Here is a 259-nt window from a genome sequence, read left to right as displayed (position 1 = left end):
CGCCTGTACCACCGCCGATCTCCACTTTACCGATGCCGCAGGCGATGACTACACCGTCTCGCTGATCCCAGAAGGCAGTTCGTCCGTCGGACCAGGCCAGGTTGATTTCTCGGTGAATCCCGCGGATTACGGCATCCCGCCGGGCGATTACGACGTCTCGGTGGTGACCAATACCGGGGAAGAAGAGGTGCCGATTGAAGTCTCCGGCGAAGTGGAAGATGTGCGCATCCCGCTCGACGGCAGTTCCCCGGTGCTTAAC

1 pseudogene is annotated in these 259 nt (G+C 61.0%); it reads left to right on the top strand.

The window, feature by feature from the left end:
- Positions 1-259, top strand: a pseudogene (locus tag RTW80_RS29850) (flagellar hook capping protein); the annotation flags it as partial.

It is taken from the genome of Escherichia sp. AM3 (genome assembly GCF_032029835.1).
Taxonomy (GTDB): Bacteria; Pseudomonadota; Gammaproteobacteria; order Enterobacterales; family Enterobacteriaceae; genus Escherichia; species Escherichia coli.
This window is presented reverse-complemented; position numbering and strand designations above follow the sequence as displayed.